The organism is Roseomonas sp. USHLN139 (genome assembly GCF_037145735.1).
Classification (GTDB): domain Bacteria; phylum Pseudomonadota; class Alphaproteobacteria; order Acetobacterales; family Acetobacteraceae; genus Pseudoroseomonas.
Window position 1 is genome coordinate 247,374 of the sequence record NZ_JBBCWY010000003.1, and the last position, 15,073, is coordinate 262,446.

At 69.8% G+C, this 15,073-nt stretch carries 12 protein-coding genes; 10 read left to right on the forward strand and 2 right to left on the reverse strand.

The window, feature by feature from the left end:
- Positions 1 to 19: 19 nt before the first annotated feature.
- From WFI16_RS11640 to WFI16_RS11650, 3 genes are all read left to right on the forward strand, one after another.
- The gene (locus WFI16_RS11640) at positions 20 to 745 is read left to right on the forward strand and encodes a biotin--[acetyl-CoA-carboxylase] ligase (protein WP_419898002.1); all 726 of its coding nucleotides are present in this window, start codon (positions 20 to 22) and stop codon (positions 743 to 745) included.
- Between the two features lie 44 nt (positions 746 to 789).
- Positions 790 to 1,608 (forward strand): type III pantothenate kinase, encoded by an 819-nt coding sequence (locus WFI16_RS11645; protein ID WP_419898003.1) that lies wholly within the window; start codon positions 790 to 792, stop codon positions 1,606 to 1,608.
- 87 nt (positions 1,609 to 1,695) lie between these two features.
- On the forward strand, positions 1,696 to 3,354 hold the full coding sequence (locus WFI16_RS11650; protein WP_419898004.1) for a ribonuclease J: 1,659 nt from the start codon (positions 1,696 to 1,698) through the stop codon (positions 3,352 to 3,354).
- Positions 3,355 to 3,592: 238 nt separating this feature from the next.
- On the opposite strand, the gene WFI16_RS11655 is transcribed toward WFI16_RS11650, so the two are convergent.
- Positions 3,593 to 4,714 carry an acyltransferase family protein gene (locus WFI16_RS11655; RefSeq protein ID WP_419898005.1) on the reverse strand — a complete coding sequence of 374 codons (1,122 nt, stop codon included), beginning with the start codon at positions 4,712 to 4,714 and terminating at the stop codon, positions 3,593 to 3,595.
- A 266-nt stretch (positions 4,715 to 4,980) separates the two neighbouring features.
- Here WFI16_RS11655 and WFI16_RS11660 point away from each other — a divergent pair, with 266 nt between their 5' ends.
- The 5 genes from WFI16_RS11660 (at position 4,981) to dnaE (ending at position 12,427) form a co-directional block, all read left to right on the forward strand.
- Positions 4,981 to 5,241, forward strand: a complete 261-nt coding sequence (locus WFI16_RS11660) for a DUF1467 family protein (protein ID WP_419898006.1) — start codon at positions 4,981 to 4,983, stop codon at positions 5,239 to 5,241.
- A 456-nt stretch (positions 5,242 to 5,697) separates the two neighbouring features.
- Entirely contained in the window at positions 5,698 to 7,008 is a 1,311-nt protein-coding gene (gene proS / locus WFI16_RS11665; protein WP_419898007.1) for a proline--tRNA ligase, read from the forward strand.
- A gap of 7 nt (positions 7,009 to 7,015) precedes the next feature.
- Positions 7,016 to 8,269, forward strand: coding sequence for a lipoprotein-releasing ABC transporter permease subunit (locus tag WFI16_RS11670; protein ID WP_419898008.1), 1,254 nt, complete (start codon positions 7,016 to 7,018; stop codon positions 8,267 to 8,269).
- On the forward strand, positions 8,262 to 8,942 hold the full coding sequence (locus WFI16_RS11675) for an ABC transporter ATP-binding protein (RefSeq protein ID WP_419898009.1): 681 nt from the start codon (positions 8,262 to 8,264) through the stop codon (positions 8,940 to 8,942). Before WFI16_RS11670 ends, WFI16_RS11675 begins: the two co-directional genes overlap by 8 nt.
- Positions 8,943 to 8,986: 44 nt before the next feature.
- A complete protein-coding gene (dnaE, locus tag WFI16_RS11680; protein ID WP_419898010.1) occupies positions 8,987 to 12,427 on the forward strand; it encodes a DNA polymerase III subunit alpha in 3,441 nt (1,146 codons plus the stop codon).
- 126 nt (positions 12,428 to 12,553) lie between these two features.
- On the opposite strand, the gene WFI16_RS11685 is transcribed toward dnaE, so the two are convergent.
- Entirely contained in the window at positions 12,554 to 13,060 is a 507-nt protein-coding gene (locus tag WFI16_RS11685) for a GNAT family N-acetyltransferase (protein ID WP_419898011.1), read from the reverse strand.
- Positions 13,061 to 13,296: 236 nt separating this feature from the next.
- On the opposite strand from WFI16_RS11685, the gene rpsB reads away from it, so the two are divergent.
- Both rpsB and tsf read left to right on the forward strand, forming a co-directional pair.
- The gene (gene rpsB / locus WFI16_RS11690; protein WP_419898012.1) at positions 13,297 to 14,127 is read left to right on the forward strand and encodes a 30S ribosomal protein S2; all 831 of its coding nucleotides are present in this window, start codon (positions 13,297 to 13,299) and stop codon (positions 14,125 to 14,127) included.
- 32 nt (positions 14,128 to 14,159) lie between these two features.
- On the forward strand, positions 14,160 to 15,071 hold the full coding sequence (tsf, locus tag WFI16_RS11695) for a translation elongation factor Ts (protein WP_419898013.1): 912 nt from the start codon (positions 14,160 to 14,162) through the stop codon (positions 15,069 to 15,071).
- The last annotated feature ends 2 nt before the right edge of the window (positions 15,072 to 15,073 follow it).

The following is a 15,073-nucleotide window of genomic DNA, read 5'->3' on the forward strand; positions in this document are numbered from 1 at the left end:
TTGCTTTTAGGGCTGATGGATGACCTGGCGCCTGAGTGTCCACGAGGAATTGCCGAGCACGCAGGACACCGTCCTGGCGGCGGCGGCGGCTGGCGAGCCCGACGGCCTGGCCGTGCTGGCCCTGGCGCAGACTGCCGGCCGCGGCACCCAGGGCCGTCCCTGGCGATCGCCGCGGGGCAATCTCTTCCTGTCCGTCCTGCTGCGCCCGCCCGGCGCCGCGCGGGAACTGCCGCAATGGTCGCTGCTGGTGGCGGTGGCCCTGGCCGAGGCCGTGTCTCACTATCTGCCGGAGGCGGGCCTGCTCCGGCTGAAATGGCCGAATGACCTGCTGCTGGGCGGCGCCAAGGCGGCCGGCATCCTGACCCAGGCGGCGCCGGACGGGGCAGGGGGCATCGCCTGGCTGACCTTCGGCATCGGCGTCAACCTGGCCGAGGCGCCGCCGCTGCCCGACCGTCCGACCGCCAGCCTGGCCGGGCAGGGGATCTCCCCGCCGAGGCCGGTGGACTTCGCCTGGACGCTGCTGGGCGCGCTGGACCGCTGGCGCGACGCCCAGGCGGCGGAAGGCTTTGCCCCCATCCGGGCGGCCTGGATGGCGCGCGGCCCGGCGCTCGGCACGCCGCTGACCGTGCGCCAGACGGGTGAGGCGCTGCAGGGCAGCTATGCCGGCCTCGCCGAGGATGGCCGATTGCTGCTATGCGGCGAGGCAGGGCGCATCGCCGTATCCTCTGGCGAGATCAACGGCTAGACCCGCCGCTTCCACCTTCCCGACCCGCCAGGACCAGGCTCCGCATGCTGCTCGCCATCGATGCCGGCAACACCAATGTCGTCTTCGCCATCCATGACGGCACCGAGTGGCGCGGCCGCTGGCGGATCCGCACCGACGCGGCGCGGACCAGCGACGAATATGCCGTCTGGCTGCTGGCGCTGCTCGGCCATGTCGGGCTGACAGCGGGGCAGATCGAGCGCTGCGTGCTGGGCACGGTGGTGCCGGCGGCGCTCTACAACCTGCGCCGGCTGTGCCGCGAATGGTTCGATTGCGAGCCGCTGGTGGCGCGGGCCCCGCTCGACTGGGGCTTCCCGATCCGGGTCGAGCAGCCGGAGGAGGTGGGCGCCGACCGGCTGCTGAATGCGCTGGCGGCGCACCATCATTACCGCGGCCCACTGATCGTCATCGATTTTGGCACCGCCACCACCTTCGACGTGGTGGATGAGGATGGCGGGTATCGCGGCGGCGTGATCGCCCCGGGGATCAACCTGTCGATCGAGGCGCTGCACAAGGCGGCGGCCCGGCTGCCGCGCATCGGCATCGGCCGTCCGCAATCCGTGATCGGCACGGCCACCGTTCCGGCGATGCAATCCGGCATCTTCTGGGGCTATGTGGGTCTGGTGGAAGGTATCGTTGCCCGAATCCGCGCCGAGCACGGGGGCGCGTTGAAAGTGATCGGCACCGGCGGGCTGGCCCCGCTGTTCGCCGAGGGCACGCCGGTGCTGGAAATCACCGATCCCGACATCACGCTGGAAGGGCTCCGCCTGTTGGCGGAACGCAATCCCGTCCCCATTTTCCAGCGTACGAGTTTGCCTGACGCGCTCCGCCCGGAGGGTGATTGAGCATGCGAAGGCCAAGGAATCTGCCCCGAGGGGCAATGACGACCCATCAAAATTCCCTGTCAAACGACTATCCATTGGCGAGTATCGATGCAATTTCATCAAGAAGACCTGGCCTTCATCCCGCTCGGCGGGACGGGGGAGATCGGACTCAACCTCAATGTCTATCGCTGCGACGGCAAGCTGCTGGCGGTTGACTGCGGCCTGGGCTTCGGCGGCGCCGAGCAGCCCGAGGCCGAGGTCATGGTGCCCGATCCCGCCTGGCTCGCCGACCGCAAGGACAAGCTGCTCGGCCTGGTGATCACCCATGCGCATGAGGACCATATCGGCGCCGTCGCGCCGCTCTGGCCGCAGCTGCGCTGCCCGATCTATTGCAGCCCCTTCACCGCCTCGGTGCTGCGCCGCAAGCTGGGCGAGGCCGGGCTGCTCGGCCAGGTGAAGCTGGTCACCATCCCGCTCGGCGGCCGCTTCGAGCTCGGCCCCTTCGCGCTGCAGTTCATCCGCGTCACCCATTCGGTGCCGGAGCCGCAGTCGATCGCCATCCGCACCCGCCACGGCACCGTGCTGCACACCGGCGACTGGAAGCTGGACCCCGACCCGCTGGTCGGCGAGCCGGCCGATGAGGAGGCCTTCGCCGCGCTCGGCCGCGAAGGCGTGCTCGCCATGGTCTGCGACAGCACCAATGCCCTGGTGGAAGGCCATTCCGGCAGCGAGGCCGAGGTCCGGCGCAACATGACGGCGCTGATCCGCCAGTTGAAGGGCCGTGTCGCCGTCACCTGCTTCGCCACCAACATCGCCCGCATCGAGAGCATCGCGCTGGCCGCCCAGGCCGCCGGCCGGCAGGTGGCGCTGTTCGGCCGCAGCCTGCGCAATGCCGAGGCCTCGGCGCGCGAATGCGGCTATCTGCAGCAGGTGCAGCCGTTCCTGCATGAGGACGACGCCGACGACGTCCCCGATGACCAGCTGCTGATCGTCTGCACCGGCAGCCAGGGCGAGCCGCGCTCGGCCATGGCCAAGATCGCCGCCGACACGCATCCGCGCATCTCGCTGGGCGAGGGCGACACGGTGATCTTCTCCTCGCGCATGATCCCGGGCAATGAGCGTGCCATCCTGCGCATGCAGGACGAGCTGGCCCGCGGCGGCTGCAAGGTGATGACCGCCGACGACCACATGGTGCACGTCTCCGGCCATCCGGCGCGCGACGAGCTGAAGAAGCTCTACAGCCTGGTCAAGCCGCGCTTCGCCGTGCCGGTGCATGGCGAGTGGCGCCACCTGCAGGAACACGCCGCCCTGGCCCGCGAGATGGGCTCGACCCCGGTGCTGGTGGAGGATGGCGACGTGCTCCGCCTGGCTTCGCACGGCAGCAACGAGGCGCCCGACGTGGTGGAAGGCGTCCCCACCGGCCAGCTGGTGCTGGATGGCGACCGCCTGCTGCCGCTGGAAGGCGGCGTGCTCGGCGCCCGCCGGCGGATGCTGTTCAACGGCGTGGTGGTGGCCTCGCTGGCGGTGGACCGCCAGGGCCGCGTGCTGGGCACCCCGCAGGTTTCGGCCCCCGGCCTGTTCGACATGGCCGATGCCGAGCCCGGGCAGATCGCTGACGAACTGGCCCGCGTGGTGGGCGACCTGCCCCCGGCGCTGAAGCAGGAAGACGACCTGCTGCGCGACGCCGCGCGCACGGCGCTGCGCAAGGCGCTGGGGCGGCGGCTGCGGAAGCGGCCGAGCGTGGAAATCCATCTGCTGCGGGTTTGACGGCAGGGAAGACAGGGGAAAGGCCAGGGGAATGAATTCCCCTGGACCCCTTCTTCTTTCTGTCAGACTGCCGTGTCCACGAGGCGACGGGACGCGCTGTTCTTGTAGGCGGCGTCCCGCCGTGAGGCCGGTGCGACGGTTCCGTTGCCGTGCAGGTCGTTGAACGGCCGGTGAGCAGAAAAAAGATGGGCGCAAACCTGTAGGTTTGCGGGGGGAATTCATTCCCCCAACCTTCTCCCTAGGCTGCCTGAATCCTCCCCTGGCGCGCGCGCAGCACCGGCAGGCGCCGCGCCAGGCGATGGGCGGGCTTTTCCACCAGCGCATGGGCGGCGGCGGCGACCGGCAGGGAGATCCCCACCGCCAGAGCGGCGATGGCCTCGGGCGAGGCCTGGCCGAACAGCGCATGGGTCAGCGCCAGCAGCACCGGCAGGTGGATCAAATAGAGGCTGAAGGACACCTTCCCCAGCCAGAGCAGCGCCGGGTGGCGCAGCGCCGTGGCGAAGCGGCCGCCGCGCTGGGCCAGCAGGATCAGCAGCACCGAGCCGGCGATGACGCCGTAGTCATGGGCGACCATGGCCATCACCGCGATGGCGGCGCCGGCGGCGATGGCCTGGATGCGGTCGAGGCGGGGCAGGGGCCGCAGGGCGAGCGCCGCACCGGCGGCGAAGGCGGGCAGGAAGCCGGCGCTGGCGGCGAAGGTCTCGGCCAGGCTGCCGCCCAGCGAGACCTGGCCTTCGGGCATGCCGGCCAGGCGGGCGATGGCGGCGCCGAGCAGGGCGATGGCCAGCAGCAGCTCCGGCCGCCGGCGCAGCAGCAGGGCGAAGGGCAGCAGCAGGGCGATGCGCCATTCATGCACCAGCGACCACAGCACCGGGTTCAGCTGGAAGCCGTCGCCATAGCGCAGCAGCAGGGCCTGGGAGGCGATGTCCGACCAGGTCCAGGGCGTGCTCCAACTGGCGCCGCGCAGGATATGCGGCTGGCCGAGCGGCAGCAGCCCCTGCCAGGTCAGCGATTGCAGCGCCGCCGAGAACAGCACCGCCGCCAGCACCGGCAGGCCCAGGCGGATGGCGCGCTGGGCGGCGTAATGCCCCCAGCCGAGCGGCGACAGCACGCTGCCGGGGCTGCGCGCCTCCTGCCGCAGCAGCGCGCGGGTCAGGACGAAGCCGCTGAGGACGAAGAAGAAGATAACGGCCTGGCGGCCCATGGCGATGGGGCGCAGCGGGGTTTCCGTCAGCGCCCAGTCCAGCCAGGGCGGCGTGCCGTCCAGCGTCAGCCAGGCGTGGTGCAGGACGACGATCAGCGCGGCGATGCCGCGCAGCGAGTCGAGCTCGACGAGGCGGGAAGGAGAGGCAGCCGTCATGGTCTCCCGGTATCCGGACGGGCGCTGCCGGAAACCGGCGCAGGGGCGGTGCCGGGGCAGGGCCAGTGGGGCGCCTTTCCCGAGGGGCGGGCGCGGGCGGGCCGCGCGGGCGCGACCAGGGACGGCAAGGCAACCAGGAGCGCCGCCGCGGGTTGCGCGGCGCTCAGCCGCTCGTGATCGCGCGCCTCGGCCGGGCCACGCTCTGGCCGGAACAAGGGGAAGCGCCTAAGTCCCTGCGCAGGCCGTGGCGGCAGGGGACGGGGGCGATGAACTGGTTCACGGGTTTGATGGTCTATTTCCTGGTCTGGTGGACGGTGCTCTTCGCCATCCTGCCGATCGGGGTGCGGCCGGATGTGGAAGGCGAGGCGACCGGCGGCTGGCGTGGCGCGCCGCGGGCCCCGCAGCTGGGGCGCAAGGCGCTGCTCACCACGCTGGTGGCGACCGTGGTGTTCCTCGGGATCTATGCCGTGGTGCAGAGCGACTGGCTGAGCTTTCGCGACGGCTGGCTGGCAATGCCCAGAAATTAAGCTGTTTGACCGACCTTGCGGCGATTTCTGCACGGAATCGCGCAGAGAGGGCGCCGAAGCCCATTTTTTCGGCGAATCCGGGATGTTTTTGCGTTGCAGCGTAGGGGGCGGCCGGGCACCATCATCGACAGGAAGAGAGCTGGTTCTCTTCCTGCCGTGTGACTGGCGTTTCCTCCCTAAACTCGGGCCGCACCCTTTACGGGAGCGGCCCTTTTTTCTTGGCTTTCCGCCAGCTTAATGGTTTCGGTCCCGGTGCGACAAGGGCCATGTGCCGTGTTGTCGCCGATTTCCGCATGAAAATTGCGCTTTCCGGCCTTCGGGCGCATTTTTGCTGCGCTGCACGCGGATGGCCTGGGGGGCGGCGGCGGGCGGCGGCGCGCCCCTTGGCGCACCCCCTGGCACAAAGCCCCGCGCCCCTCTACCTTCCGCCCGCCGTTTCTGACCGGAGCACCTCCCTTGCGCCTCTCCCGCGCCTTCCTGCCGACGCTCAAAGAAGTTCCCGCCGAGGCCGCCATCGCCTCGCACAAGCTGATGCTGCGGGCGGGGATGATCCGCCAGACCAGCGCCGGCATCTATGCCTGGCTGCCGCTGGGCCTGCGCGTGCTGCAGAAGGTGGCGCAGATCGTCCGCGAAGAGCAGGACGCCGCCGGCGCCCAGGAGATCCTGATGCCGACCATCCAGAGCGCCGAGCTCTGGAAGCAGTCCGGCCGCTACGACGACTACGGCAAGGAGATGCTGCGCATCACCGACCGGCATGAGCGCGAGATGCTGTTCGGCCCGACCAACGAGGAGATGATCACCGACATCTTCAAGGGCTATGCCAAGTCGTATCGCGACCTGCCGCGCAACCTCTACCACATCCAGTGGAAGTTCCGGGACGAGATCCGTCCGCGCTTCGGCGTGATGCGCGGCCGCGAATTCCTGATGAAGGATGCCTATTCCTTCGATCTGGACGCGGAAGCGGCGCGGCTCTCCTACAAGAAGATGTTCGTCGCCTATCTGCGCACCTTCGCGCGGATGGGGCTGAAGGCCATCCCGATGCGCGCCGACACCGGCCCGATCGGCGGCGACCTCAGCCACGAGTTCATCATCCTGGCCGAGACCGGCGAGAGCCAGGTCTATCTGCACAAGGACCTGCTGGATTTCGACGTGCTGGCGCAGACGCCGGATTACGAGGGCGACCTGAACCCGACGGTCGACTTCTGGACCAGCCGCTACGCCGCCACCGACGAGATGCATGACGAGGCCGCCTGGAACGCGCTCGGCGCCGAGTCCCAGGTCTCCGCCCGCGGCATCGAGGTCGGCCACATCTTCTTCTTCGGCACCAAGTACAGCGCGGCGATGGGGCTGCAGGTCGCCGGCCCCGACGGCCAGCCGGTGACGCCGCAGATGGGCAGCTACGGCATCGGCGTCTCCCGCCTGCTGGGCGCCATCATCGAGGCCAACCACGACGAGGCCGGCATCAAGTGGCCGGAGGCGGTGGCCCCCTTCCGCTGCGCCATCCTCAACCTGAAGCCGGGCGATCTCGGCTGCGACACGCTCTGCGAGAAGCTCTATGCCTCGCTGCCGGGCGATGCCGTGCTGGACGACCGCGGCGAGCGCGCCGGGGTGAAGTTCGCCGATGCCGACCTGGCCGGCTATCCCTGGCAGGCCATCATCGGCCCGCGCGGGGCGGCCAATGGCGTCATCGAGCTGAAGCGCCGCGCCACGGGCGAGCGCGAGGAGGTCTCGCTCGAGGTCGCCCTCGCCAAGATCCTCGGGCGCTGAGCCGACCATGTTCGGTGCCTTCGAGCGGAAGGTCGCGTTCCGCTACCTGCGGGCGCGCAAGGGCGAACGCTTCGTCTCGGTGATCGCGACCTTCTCGCTGGTGGGCATCGCGCTGGGCGTCGCCACGCTGATCATCGTGATGAGCGTGATGAACGGCTTCCGCCAGGAGCTGCTGGGCCGCATCCTCGGCCTGAACGGCCATCTGGCGGTCAGCGCCCCCGGCCCCGGCGGCGTGCGCGACTACGACCAGATCGCCGCCAGCATCCGGCAGCTGGCCGGCGTCGCCAGCGCCACGCCGCTGGTCGAGGGCCAGGTGCTGCTGACCAGCGAGGCGGGGGGTGCGACCGGCGGCATCGCCCGCGGCATCAAGCCCGAGGATCTGCGCGCCCGGCCGCTGCTGGCCGGCAATATCCGCGCCGGCAGCCTGGACCGCTTCGAGGGCGACGACGCCATCCTGATCGGCACCCGCCTGGCGCAGAAGCTGGGCATCGGGGTGGGCGGCAAGATCACGGTGGTCTCGCCGCAGGGGCGCAACACGGTGATCGGCACGGTGCCGCGGCTGCGCGCCTATACGGTGGTGGCGCTCTTCGAAGCCGGCATGAACGAATACGACAGTTCCTACGTGTTCCTGCCGCTGCCGGCCGCGCAGGTCTATTTCCAGATGAAGGAATCGGTCTCGCAGATCGAGGTTTTTGTTCATAACCCGGACAATGTTCGCGCCGTGACGCGGGAGATTCTGAACGCGCCGCTGCCTTTCCCCGTCCGGGTGCTGGACTGGCAGAACGCCAACTCTTCTTTCTTTGCCGCGGTGCAGGTCGAGCGGAACGTGATGTTCCTGATCCTGACCCTGATCATCGTGGTGGCGGCCTTCAACATCGTCTCCTCGCTGATCATGCTGGTGAAGGACAAGGGCCGCGACATCGCCATCCTGCGCACCATGGGCGCCACGCGCGGCGCGGTGATGCGCATCTTCCTGATCTGTGGCACCTCGATCGGCGTGCTGGGCACCGCCATCGGCTTCGCGCTCGGCCTGGTCTTCTGCCTGAACATCGAGAGCATCCGCCAGGCGCTGCAGTCGCTGACCGGCACCCAGCTGTTCAGCCCGGAGGTCTATTTCCTGACCAGGCTGCCAGCCGTGGTGAACCCGCATGAGGTGGTGCAGGTGGTGCTGATGGGCCTCGGCCTGTCGCTGCTGGCCACCCTCTACCCCTCCTGGCGGGCGGCGAAGACCGATCCGGTGGAAGCGCTGCGCAATGAGTGAAATCCGCCTGCGCCTGGACAATGTCCAGCGCCACTTCCGCACCGAGGCCGGCGAGCTGCCGGTCCTGACCGGCGCCGAGCTGACCATTGCCGCCGGCGAGATCGTGGCCCTGGTCGCGCCCTCGGGCACCGGTAAGTCGACGCTGCTGCACCTGGCCGGCCTGCTGGAGCGGCCGGATTCCGGCGAGGTGCATGTCGGTGGCCAGCCCACCGTCGGGCTGAAGGACGAGGCCCGCAGCGCGCTGCGCGGCCGCGCCATCGGCTTCGTCTATCAGTTCCACCATCTGCTGCCGGAATTCACCGCGCTCGAGAACATCGTGCTGCCGCAGATGGCGGTCGGCGCGGCCGAGAAGCCGGCGGCCGAGCGCGCCCGCGCGCTGCTGGCCCGCTTCGGCCTGTCCGGGCGCGAGGGCCATCGTCCGGGGCGCCTCTCGGGCGGCGAGCAGCAGCGCGTCGCCATCGCCCGGGCGCTGGCCAACAAGCCCGGCCTGCTGCTGGCCGACGAGCCCACCGGCAACCTCGACGTCGCCACCTCCGACAAGGTTTTTTCGGAATTGCTGGAGGCGGTGCGGGGCGCCGGGGTGGGGGCGCTGATCGCCACCCACAACCCCGATCTGGCGCGGCGGATGGACCGGGTGGTGACGCTGCGGGACGGGCGGGTGGTGCCCGCCTGAGCGCGGAACCTGCACGCGACACCGGAGCGTGCTAGACTAAAAAGATGACCGACAGCTTCGTTCACCTGCACGTCCATTCCGCCTATTCCCTGGCCGAGGGGGCGATCAAGGCGGAGAAGCTGGCGGACCTCGCCAAGGCGGACGGCATGCCGGCGGTGGCGCTGACCGACACCGCCAACATGTTCGGCGCCCTGGAATTTGCCAAGGCCTGCGCCGGCAAGGGCGTGCAGCCGATCATGGGCTGCCAGCTTTTCCTCTCCCGCGGCGCCGCCGACGACCGGCCCGAGGTGCTGCGGCTGGCCCCCGACCCGGTGGTCGCCCTGGCGATGAACGCTGAGGGGCTGGAGAACGTCCAGCGCCTGTCGTCCCAGGGCTTCCTGCGCGACGACCCCTCCGGCAAGCCGACCGTCACGCTGGAGCTGCTGCAGCAGCACGCTTCCGGCGTCTTCCTGCTCACGGGTGGCACGCACGGTCCGCTGGGGCGGCTGCTGGTGGAAGGCCGCCGCGACGCGGCCATGAAGCTGCTGGACGCCCTGAAGGAAAGCTATGGCGACCGGCTGGCGGTGGAGCTGACCCGGCACGGGCTCGACATCGAGCGCGGGCTGGACCCGGCGCTGGTGGCGCTGGCCGACGGCGCGGCGCTGCCGATCGTCGCCGCCAACGATATCTACTTCGCCAAATCGGCGATGTACGAGGCGCATGACGCGCTGCTCTGCATCGCCGAGGGCCGCACGCTGGCCGAGACCGACCGCCGCCGCCTGACGCCCGAGCACTACTTCAAGCCGGCCGCGGCGATGCGCAAGCTCTTCGCCGACCTGCCGGAGGCCTGCGACAACACGCTGGCCATCGCCCGCCGCTGCGCCGTCATGGCCGAGTCCCGCAAGCCCGAGCTGCCGATCTGCCCCAAGGTGCAGCCCGGCATGACCGAGGCCGAGACCGTCCGCGACATGGCCGCGCGCGGGCTGGAGGACCGGCTGCAGGCCCAGGGCACGCCGGAGGAGGCCCGCCCGGTCTATCGCGAGCGGCTGGAATTCGAGCTCAACGTCATCGAGAAGATGGGCTTCTCGGGCTATTTCCTGATCGTCGCCGACTTCATCCAATGGGCCAAGGCGCAGGGCATTCCGGTCGGGCCGGGCCGCGGCTCGGGCGCCGGCTCGGTCGCCGCCTGGGCGCTGCTGATCACCGACCTCGACCCGCTGCGCTTCGGCCTGCTCTTCGAGCGCTTCCTCAATCCCGAGCGCGTCTCGATGCCGGATTTCGACATCGACTTCTGCCAGGACCGCCGCGACGAGGTGATCCGCTACGTCCGCCGCGAATATGGCGAGGACCGGGTGGCGCAGATCATCACCTTCGGCCGCCTGCAGGCCAAGGCGGTGGTGCGCGATGTCGGCCGCGTCATGGGCATGCCCTATGGCCAGGTGAACAAGATCGCCGAGCTGATCCCCTTCAACCCGGCCAAGCCGGTCACCCTGCAGCAGGCGCTCGACGGCGAGCCGCGGCTGCAGGAGATGCGCGAGAGCGACGAGACCGTCGACCGGCTGATGGAGACGGCCCTGGTCCTCGAGGGCCTCTACCGCAACGCCTCGACCCATGCCGCCGGCGTGGTGATCGGCCGCAAGCCGCTGATCGATATTGTCGCCCTCTACCGCGACCCGCGGTCCGATATGCTCGTGACGCAGTACTCCATGAAGTATGTGGAGAATGCGACGCTCGTAAAATTCGACTTCCTCGGTTTGAAGACCCTGACCGTGCTGCAGCGCGCGGTCGAGATCCTGGCCGGGCAGGGGGTCACCATCGACCTGCCCAGCCTGCCGCTCGACGACCGCAGGACCTATGAGATGCTGGCCCGCGGCGATTCCGCCGGGGTGTTCCAGTTCGAAGGCCAGGGGATGCGGGACTGCCTGCGCATGATGCGCCCCGACCGCTTCGAGGACCTGATCGCCGCCGTCTCGCTCTACCGCCCCGGCCCGATGGCCAATATCCCGGCCTATTGCGCCCGCAAGCATGGCGAGAAGTGGGAGCCGGTGCATCCGGCGATGAAGCACCTGGTCGAGGAGACCTATGGCATCCTGGTCTACCAGGAGCAGGTCATGCAGATCAGCCAGGACGTCGCCGGCTATTCCCTCGGCGGCGCCGACCTGCTGCGCCGCGCCATGGGCAAGAAGATCCGCTCCGAGATGGAGGCCCAGCGCAAGATCTTCGTCGACGGCGCGGTGAAGAACGGCGTGCCGGAAGGCAAGGCCGGCGAGATCTTCGACATGATGGAGAAGTTCGCGGAATACGGCTTCAACAAGTCGCATGCCGCCGCCTATGCGCTGGTCGCCTATCACACGGCCTATCTGAAGGCGAACCATCCGGTGGCCTTCCTGGCCGCCTCGATGACGCTCGACCTCGACAAGACCGAGAAGCTGGCCAACCACATGCAGGAGGCCTCGCGCCTCGGCATCAAGGTGCTGCCGCCCGACATCAACCGCTCCGCCGCCGACTTCAAGGTGGATGCGCTGGAGGATGGCACGCCGGCGATCCGCTTCGCCCTGGCCGCGGTCAAGCGCGTCGGCATGCAGGCGATGAAGGATCTGGTGGCGGCGCGCGACAAGGCCGGGCCCTTTGTCTCGGTCGCCGAATTCGCCGGCCGGGTCGATCCAAAGCAGCTCAACAAGATGCAGCTGGAGAACCTGGCCCGCGCCGGTGCCTTCGACAGCCTGGAGCCGAACCGGGCGAAGATGACGCTCTCGGCCGAGGTGATCCTGCGCCGCGCCCAGGCCGCGGCGGAGGAGCGGACCTCCAGCCAGTTCGGCCTGTTCGGCGGCGGCGATGCCCGGCCCGAGCCGCTGCGCATGCCCAATGTCGCCGACTGGCCGGAGCTCGAGCGCCTGACCCAGGAGGCCGAGGCGGTAGGCTTCCACCTCTCCGCCCATCCGCTCGACACCTATAAGGACGTGCTGAAGAAGCTGCGGGTCACGCCGATCGCCCAGATGCAGGCCAAGGCCGAATCCGGCGCCGGGGTCCTGCGCCTGGCCGGCACCGTGGTGAACAGCAAGGAGCGCACCACCCGCACCGGCAGCCGCATGGCCTGGCTGCGCATCTCGGATGCCAGCGGCAGCACCGAGGTCACCCTGTTCTCCGAGATCCTGCTGCGCGCCCGCCCGCTGCTGACCGAGGGCAATGCCGTGCTGGTCACCTGCGAGGCGCGGATGGAAGGCGAGACCCTGCGCCTGACCGCGCAGGGCCTGGAAGGCCTGGACAAGGCGGCCAGCGGCGTCGGCCAGATGCTGCGGCTGTGGATCGACGACCCCGCCGCCATCGACCCGGTGCGCGACATGCTGACCCGCGAAGGCCCGGGCCGCGGCCGCGTCATCCTGATCCCCCGGCTGGGCGAGAGCCAGGAGCTCGAGGTGGTGCTGCCGGGCGCCTGGAACGTCTCGCCGCGGCTGGCCCAGGCGATCAAGGTGGTGCCGGGGGTGTCGACGGTGGAGGCGGGCTGACCCGAAGGCAGGAAAGGCCAGGGGAAGGAATTCCCCTGGACCCCTTCTTCTTTCTGGTCACCGGCCGTTTGGGGGGGCAGCGCTTCGCCGGCCACCACACCAGGGCCTGGCGGCGGGACGCGGCGCTCAGTCCTCGTCCGCCAACACGGCCCACCGCTCATGGTCCCGCCACAGCCCGCCGATGCGGAGATAGCGCGGCGAGAGCCCCTCCAGGCGGAAGCCCAGCCTTTGCACCAGGGCGCGGGAGGCGGCGTTGTCCGGCTGGATGTTCGCCTCCAGCCGGTGCAGGCCGAGCGGGCCGAAGGCATGGGCGATGGTCAGGCGCAGCGCCTCGGTCATCAGCCCCTGCCGGGCGAAGCGGGCCATGCCGTAATAGCCGAGATAGGCCGACTGGAAGGCGCCGCCGACGATCTGGTTCAGGTTGACCACGCCGGCGATGCCGCCGGAACGGGCTTCCACCGCGACCAGCCCCAGATTCGGCCCGGTCAGCTGGCGCTGGAACCAGGCGTCGAAGCCGGGCCGGTCGGTGAAGGGCTCGACCCAGGGGGCGTGGTGGGCGCGGCTTTCGCGGTTGGCCGTGATCAGGGCCTCGGCGTCGCTGGCTTGGGCGGGGCGGAGCGTCAGGCGGGTCATGGCGCGCCACAGTCTGCCGGGCCGCGGCGCGCCGGCAAAGGGGGCAGGCATTCCTTGCCAGCCGGGGCCTCGGCCTCTATATCGGCCGCGCCGGCCCGGGACGTCCCCCGAGCCGGCAAATCCGCACGCGGTGCGCCCTTCGGTCCCGGCAGGGATCAGGGTCCGGTCCCCTGGCTTCAGGGGTCAGCGCCGCGGAGGCTCAACCGGACGTGTTTATCGAAGGAAGGACCGCCAGCATGGCGATGCCCGAAGTTTCCCTGCGTCAGCTGCTCGAGGCCGGTGTCCATTTCGGCCACCACACCCGCCGCTGGAACCCGCGGATGGCGCCGTACATCTTCGGCGTGCGCAACCAGGTGCACATCCTCGACCTGCAGCAGACCGTGCCGATGCTGGACCGCGCGCTGCGCACCGTCCGTGACGTCGTCGCCGGCGGCGGCCGCGTGCTCTTCGTCGGCACCAAGAAGGCGGCGGCCGAGTATGTGGCGGAAGCCGCGACCCGCTGCGGCCAGTACTACGTGAACCACCGTTGGCTCGGCGGCATGCTGACCAACTGGAAGACCATCACGGGCTCGATCAAGCGCCTGAAGCAGATGGACGAGCAGCTGGGCGGCAACACCGCCGGCCTGACCAAGAAGGAAGTCCTGATGCTCACGCGCGAGCGTGAGAAGCTGGACCGCGCCCTGGGCGGCATCCGCGAGATGGGCGGCCTGCCCGACATCATCTTCGTCATCGACGTGGTGAAGGAGAAGCTGGCGATCGAGGAGGCCAACAAGCTCGGCATCCCGGTGGTCGCCGTGGTCGACTCCAACGCCGATCCCGAGGGCGTGGCCTTCCCGATCCCGGGCAATGACGACGCGATCCGCGCCATCAACCTCTACTGCGACCTGATCGCCGGCGCCGTGTTCGACGGCATCAGCGCCGAGCTGCAGGCCTCGGGCGTCGACCTGGGCGCCTCCGAGGAGCTGGCCGAGGAACTGCCGGTGGTCGAGGGCGTTGAGGGCAATGCGGTTGCCGAGGCCGAGGCCGCCGTCGGCGGTGCCGACGCCCCGGTGGCGCCGCAGGCCTGATTGCCGAGCTGAGACAGGACAGGAGCAGATCCATGGTTGAGGTGACCGCCGCGATGGTCCGCGACCTGCGCGACAAGACCGGCGCGGGCATGATGGACGTCAAGAAGGCGCTCGTTGAGAACAACGGCGACGCCGAGGCTGCGATCGACTGGCTGCGCAAGAAGGGCCTCGCCGCCGCCGCCAAGAAGTCCGGCCGCGTCGCCGCCGAGGGCCTGATCGGCACCGCCACCGGCCCGCAGGTCGGCGGCATGGTGGAGATCAACGCCGAGACCGATTTCGTTGCCCGCAACGACCTGTTCCAGAACTTCGTCGCGGAAGTGGCGGGCCTGGTTCTCTCGGTCGGCGACGATGTCGAGACGCTGAAGGCGGCGACCTATCCGGGCACCACCCACTCGGTGCAGGACGAGCTGACCCGCCTGATCGCCACGATCGGCGAGAACATGACGATCCGCCGCGCCAAGCGGCTGCAGGTCCCGTCCGGCGTGGTCGCGACCTATGTCCACTCGGCCGTCAAGCCGGGCCTGGGCAAGATCGGCGTGCTCGCCGCCCTCGAGGCGCCCTCGGAGATCGAGGCGCTCGAGATCCTGGGCCGCCAGATCGGCATGCATGTCGCCGCCGCCCGTCCGGACGCGCTCGACACCTCCGCCGTCGATCCGTCGGCGCTGGAGCGTGAGAAGGCCGTGCTGACCGAGCAGGCGCGCGCCTCCGGCAAGCCGGACGCCATCATCGAGAAGATGGTCGAGGGCCGCGTCCGCAAGTACTACGAGGAAGTGGTGCTGCTGGAGCAGGTCTGGGTGCATGACGGCGAGAGCCGCGTGAAGGCCGTCGTCCAGAAGGCCGGCGCCAAGCTGACGGGCTTCGCCCGCTTCCAGCTGGGCGAGGGCATCGAGAAGCAGACCAGCGACTTCGCCGCCGAAGTCGCCGCCGCCGCCGGCACGGTCTGATC

What these genes read in the sequence shown, in the direction of transcription:
- WFI16_RS11640 (WP_419898002.1), top strand. Translation starts at nt 20, where the DNA reads ATGACCTGGCGCCTGAGTGTCCACGAGGAATTGCCGAGCACGCAGGAC.
- WFI16_RS11645 (WP_419898003.1), top strand. Translation starts at nt 790, where the DNA reads ATGCTGCTCGCCATCGATGCCGGCAACACCAATGTCGTCTTCGCCATC.
- WFI16_RS11650 (WP_419898004.1), top strand. Translation starts at nt 1,696, where the DNA reads ATGCAATTTCATCAAGAAGACCTGGCCTTCATCCCGCTCGGCGGGACG.
- WFI16_RS11655 (WP_419898005.1), bottom strand. Translation starts at nt 4,714, where the DNA reads ATGACGGCTGCCTCTCCTTCCCGCCTCGTCGAGCTCGACTCGCTGCGC.
- WFI16_RS11660 (WP_419898006.1), top strand. Translation starts at nt 4,981, where the DNA reads ATGAACTGGTTCACGGGTTTGATGGTCTATTTCCTGGTCTGGTGGACG.
- WFI16_RS11670 (WP_419898008.1), top strand. Translation starts at nt 7,016, where the DNA reads ATGTTCGGTGCCTTCGAGCGGAAGGTCGCGTTCCGCTACCTGCGGGCG.
- WFI16_RS11675 (WP_419898009.1), top strand. Translation starts at nt 8,262, where the DNA reads ATGAGTGAAATCCGCCTGCGCCTGGACAATGTCCAGCGCCACTTCCGC.
- dnaE (WP_419898010.1), top strand. Translation starts at nt 8,987, where the DNA reads ATGACCGACAGCTTCGTTCACCTGCACGTCCATTCCGCCTATTCCCTG.
- WFI16_RS11685 (WP_419898011.1), bottom strand. Translation starts at nt 13,060, where the DNA reads ATGACCCGCCTGACGCTCCGCCCCGCCCAAGCCAGCGACGCCGAGGCC.
- rpsB (WP_419898012.1), top strand. Translation starts at nt 13,297, where the DNA reads ATGGCGATGCCCGAAGTTTCCCTGCGTCAGCTGCTCGAGGCCGGTGTC.
- tsf (WP_419898013.1), top strand. Translation starts at nt 14,160, where the DNA reads ATGGTTGAGGTGACCGCCGCGATGGTCCGCGACCTGCGCGACAAGACC.